Consider the following 4,241-nt stretch of genomic DNA (forward strand, 5'->3'; position numbering starts at 1 on the left):
GGCCCCACCCCGCCTTCGACAGTTTCCCGCTGCTGCCGATGGATGCCGACCGTTGGCCGGCACGGGATCGGATCCCGGTTTCTGCTCTGGCGGGTGTCGACCTTGGTCGACACGATGGATGCGGAAAAATTCTTTGCCCATGAAAAAAGCCCGCCGGAATCCGGCGGGCTTTTTTTGTGCAACGTGTGCCTGCAGATCAGGTCCAGCCGAACAGCTCGAACAGCTTCAGGATCAGGTAGGCACAGCCACCGGCCGCCGGGATGGTCAGGATCCAGGCCCAGACGATGCGTTCGATCACGCCGAACTTCAGCGAACGCGGGTTCTTGGCGAAGCCGACGCCCATGATCGCGGTGGAGATGCTGTGCGTGGTCGAGACCGGCATGCCGAAGTGGGCGGCCAGGGTCAGGATGGTGGCCGAGCTGGTTTCCGCGGCGAAGCCGTGGATCGGATGCAGCTTGACCATCTTGTGGCCCAGGGTCTTGATGATCTTCCAGCCGCCCGAAGCGGTACCGGCGGCCATCACCACGGCGCAGGTCAGTACGATCCACATCGCGATGCCGTCACCGGCATGCGCGTCCGGGTGCATGAAGGCCAGCCAGGACGGCAGGTCGTTCAGTGCGCCGGTGGCTTCGGCACCGATCAGGGTCATCGCGATGATGCCCATGGTCTTCTGTGCGTCGTTGTGGCCGTGGGCAAAGCCCATGTAGGCCGCCGAGGCGATCTGTGCCTTGCCGAAGAACGCGTTGACGATGCGTGGACGGGCCAGGCGGCCGATGGCACCACCGATCTTGGCCAGGCCGGCGATCAGCCCCCACAGCAGCACCATCACCACGATGCCAAGCAGGAAGCCGGCGATCGGCGAGGTGATCATCGGCACGAACACCTTCCACAGCAGGCCCTTGTTCTGCGCCCAGCTGCCCAGGCGCTCGGACCAGATCAGCGCGTCCCAGTTGTTGTGCGCAGCGGCCAGGCCAGCGCCGCAGAGGCCGCCGATCAGCGCGTGCGAGGACGAGGACGGCAGTCCCTTCCACCAGGTGATCAGGTTCCAGATGATGCCGCCCAGCAGGGCGCACAGGATCACCTGCGGGGTGACGTCGACCACGTTGGTGTTGAGCAGGCCCGAAGCAATGGTCAGCGCCACCGCGGTACCGGTCAGTGCACCGATGAGGTTCATGAAAGCGGCCAGCATCACCGCCCAGCCGGGCGAGAGCACCTTGGTCGCCACCACGGTGGCAATGGAGTTGGCGGTGTCGTGGAAGCCGTTGATGAACTCGAAGACGAGCGCGGCCAGGATCACCACCAGGACAAGGGTCAACATGCGGCGGCGTCCGTCAGCTGTTCTTCAACACGATCTGGTACGCCACCACGCCGGCCTCGCGGCAGCGGTCGATGGCCTTTTCCAGGATCTCGAAGAATTCCTTCAGCAGGAACATCTGCAGGTTGTCCAGGCGGCCGGAATAGATGTCGCGGTAAAGCTCGAGCATGAGCCGGTCGGCCTCGTTCTCCAGCGAGCGCAGCTTCTCGTTGAGCGCGGTCATCCGGTCCAGGTTCATGTGGCGCAGGTCGGCCACCATCTCCACCACCACCCCGGCGGCCTGTTCCAGCATCGCCGCGCGCGGCGCGAAGTCGATGTGCTCCAGGTGGGTCGTGGCCAGCGAATAGCGATCGGCGAACTTCTCGATCTGCTTGGGAATCTTGTACAGCGCCGAACCCAGCGCTTCGATGTCTTCGCGCTCGATCGGGGTCATGAAGCTGTCCACCAGCGCCTGGCTGATCTTGTCCGAGGCCGCGCGTTCGCGCAGGCGGGCCAGCTTGAAAGCGTCCAGCGCCGGCTGGCGGTCGGCCTCGCGCAGCATGGAATGCAGCGCCTTGGCGGCGTCGGAAGCCGCGACGGCGGCCTCATCGAGCAGGGTGTAGAACTGTTTGCCGGAACCGAAAATGGTCTGCAGAGAGAACATTGAGAAACCTGTCAGCCGTCGCGGGAAGGACGGCACCAGACGGAATTATGACGGCTAGATGACCATCTCGGGTATCCCTGCCCCCTTTCCGGGCCTTGGCCCGCCCAACCTGAACAGGCAGTTGCCACCCTGCCACGCCCCTTTGCTAAGATGCCAGCGCGCCTTCGGGCGCACCTTATGGACGACGACCCTTATCCCCCAGCGCCGCGCCGGACCCCGCTCCTGAGCGCCAGCCGCCATCGCAAGCACCCGCCCTCCCTGCCACCAACCGGGGACGACGCCCGTGTTTGAAATGATCCTGATTGTCTTCGCGCTTGTTCTGCTGAACGGCTTCTTCGCCATGTCCGAGATGTCGGTCATGACCTCGCGCAAGAGCCGCCTGAAGCAGATGGCCGCCACCTCCAAGCGGGCCGCCAAGGCACTGGAGCTGTCGGAAAAGCCGGAGAGCTTCCTGTCCACCGTGCAGATCGGCATCACCGTGATCGGCGTGCTGACCGGCTACCTCGGCGGTGAAGCGCTGGGCGAGGCCTTCGCCGGCTGGATCCAGGGCCTGATGCCGGGCTTTGCCTACGCTGGCAACGTCGGCACTGCGCTGGCGGTCAGCCTGATCACCTTCATCACCCTGATCTTCGGCGAACTGGTTCCCAAGCGCCTGGCGCTGACCCGTTCGGAGGCCATTGCCGGCCTGGTGGCGATGCCGATGAGCTGGCTGGCCAAACTGGCCCTTCCCTTCGTGTGGCTGCTGTCCAGGACCACCCAGCTGGTGCTGCGGCTGTTCGGCCTGGGCAAGGATGAAGTCGCCTCGGTGACCGAAGAAGAGATCCGCATGCTGGTGGCCGAAAGCCATGAGGCCGGCGTGATCGATGCCCACGAGCGCGACATGATGAACCGTGTCATGCGCCTGGGCGACCGCACCGCCGACAGCCTGATGACCCCGCGCAACCGCATTGCCTGGCTCGACACCCAGGCCGGGCTGGAGCGCAACCTGGAAATCATGGCCGAGCATGAGTTCTCGCGGTACCCGGTGTACCGCGACAACGACATGGACGTGGTCGGCGTGCTTGAGCTGAAGTCGCTGGCCACGCGCATGGCGCGCGGCGACACCGCGCTGTTCCAGACCCTGCGCGAGCCGCTGTACGTTTCCGAATCGACCCATGCGATGAAGCTGCTGGAGATCTTCCGCGAGGAACAGCAGTCGATGGCGCTGGTGGTGGACGAGTACGGCGAGATCCAGGGCCTGGTGACCATCAGCGACCTGATGGGGGCCGTGGTCGGCCGCCTGCAGGCGGTGGAGAACGCCGACGAGGATGCGCTGGTGGTGACCCGCGAGGACGGCTCGCTGCTGGTGGATGGCTCGCTGCCGATCGAGGACCTGCGTGAGCTGATCGGCAGCAACGACCTGCCCGATGCCGAGGACGGCGACTACTACACGCTGGCCGGCATGTGCATCCACTACTTCGGCCGCATCCCGCATGCCGGCGAATACTTCGACTGGGCCGGCTGGCGATTCGAAGTCGTCGACCTGGACGGTGCGCGGGTGGACAAGCTGCTGCTGCGCACGTTGTCCGACGAGCAGGCCGATGAGCTTACCGCCTGAGGCCGGCCAGGGTCCGGGCGCCGAGCGCCCGGCCTACCGCAACGAGGGCATCCGTACCCTGCTGGAGATGTTCGCCTCCGGCGACCCAGCCGAGCACATGCCGCTCGGCCAGATCCTGTGCAACCTGCAACAGAGCGCGTTCGGCGTGTTCCTGTTCGTGGCGATCCTGCCGTCGTTCATCCCGATCCCGGGCATGGGCGGCGCGGTCAGCGGCCCGCTGGTGATCCTGATCGGCCTGCAGATGCTGTGCTGCCTGCGGCGCCCGTGGCTGCCCGGCTTCATCGCCCGCCGCGGGCCGAAGCGCGGCACCATGCACCGCTTCCTCGACCGCATCGACCGGCCGCTGCGGCGCCTGGACAAGATGCTGAAACCGCGCCTGTCGCAGCTGCTGACCCCGCTGCCGGCGCACGCGTTCACCGGCCTGCTGCTGGTGCTGCTGGGCGTACTGCTGTCGCTGCCGATCCCGTTCACCAACTTCCTGTTCGGCTTCCAGCTGCTGCTGTTCGCACTGGCATTGCTGGAACGCGATGGCGCGCTGATGCTGTTCAACTGGATTGCCGCGCTGGCGGCCATCGCGTTCTTTGGTTTCAGTTCCGGGCAACTGGTGGGCTACACGGTGGAGCTGTTCCAGCGCTGGTTCTGAACCGGAACCCGGTAGGGCCGGCCGCTGGCCGGCTGCCACGTTT

Annotated in this window: 5 protein-coding genes; 2 read left to right on the plus strand and 3 right to left on the minus strand. The window is 65.6% G+C overall.

Going from position 1 to position 4,241, the window contains the following annotated elements; all coding sequences use genetic code 11:
• From QRO93_RS00125 to QRO93_RS00135, 3 genes are all read right to left on the minus strand, one after another.
• Positions 1–182: hypothetical protein (locus QRO93_RS00125; RefSeq protein WP_285303901.1), on the minus strand; the 182-nt coding region annotated here is incomplete at its 3' end.
• A 14-nt stretch (positions 183–196) separates the two neighbouring features.
• A complete protein-coding gene (locus QRO93_RS00130; protein WP_006431323.1) occupies positions 197–1,318 on the minus strand; it encodes an inorganic phosphate transporter in 1,122 nt (373 codons plus the stop codon).
• A gap of 13 nt (positions 1,319–1,331) precedes the next feature.
• On the minus strand, positions 1,332–1,958 hold the full coding sequence (locus QRO93_RS00135; RefSeq protein ID WP_004152833.1) for a DUF47 domain-containing protein: 627 nt from the start codon (positions 1,956–1,958) through the stop codon (positions 1,332–1,334).
• Positions 1,959–2,250: 292 nt separating this feature from the next.
• Between QRO93_RS00135 and QRO93_RS00140 the strand changes: the two genes are divergently transcribed.
• Positions 2,251–3,555 carry a hemolysin family protein gene (locus tag QRO93_RS00140; RefSeq protein ID WP_053449337.1) on the plus strand — a complete coding sequence of 435 codons (1,305 nt, stop codon included), beginning with the start codon at positions 2,251–2,253 and terminating at the stop codon, positions 3,553–3,555.
• Positions 3,539–4,198, plus strand: a complete 660-nt coding sequence (locus tag QRO93_RS00145; protein ID WP_164085881.1) for an exopolysaccharide biosynthesis protein — start codon at positions 3,539–3,541, stop codon at positions 4,196–4,198. Before QRO93_RS00140 ends, QRO93_RS00145 begins: the two co-directional genes overlap by 17 nt.
• The last annotated feature ends 43 nt before the right edge of the window (positions 4,199–4,241 follow it).

The organism is Stenotrophomonas maltophilia group sp. Smal17 (genome assembly GCF_030237045.1).
In the GTDB taxonomy this organism is placed as follows: domain Bacteria; phylum Pseudomonadota; class Gammaproteobacteria; order Xanthomonadales; family Xanthomonadaceae; genus Stenotrophomonas; species Stenotrophomonas forensis.

Bases quoted from the DNA above. Each gene is read 5' to 3' on its own strand.
- QRO93_RS00130 (WP_006431323.1), bottom strand. From the start codon at position 1,318: ATGTTGACCCTTGTCCTGGTGGTGATCCTGGCCGCGCTCGTCTTCGAG.
- QRO93_RS00135 (WP_004152833.1), bottom strand. From the start codon at position 1,958: ATGTTCTCTCTGCAGACCATTTTCGGTTCCGGCAAACAGTTCTACACC.
- QRO93_RS00140 (WP_053449337.1), top strand. From the start codon at position 2,251: ATGATCCTGATTGTCTTCGCGCTTGTTCTGCTGAACGGCTTCTTCGCC.
- QRO93_RS00145 (WP_164085881.1), top strand. From the start codon at position 3,539: ATGAGCTTACCGCCTGAGGCCGGCCAGGGTCCGGGCGCCGAGCGCCCG.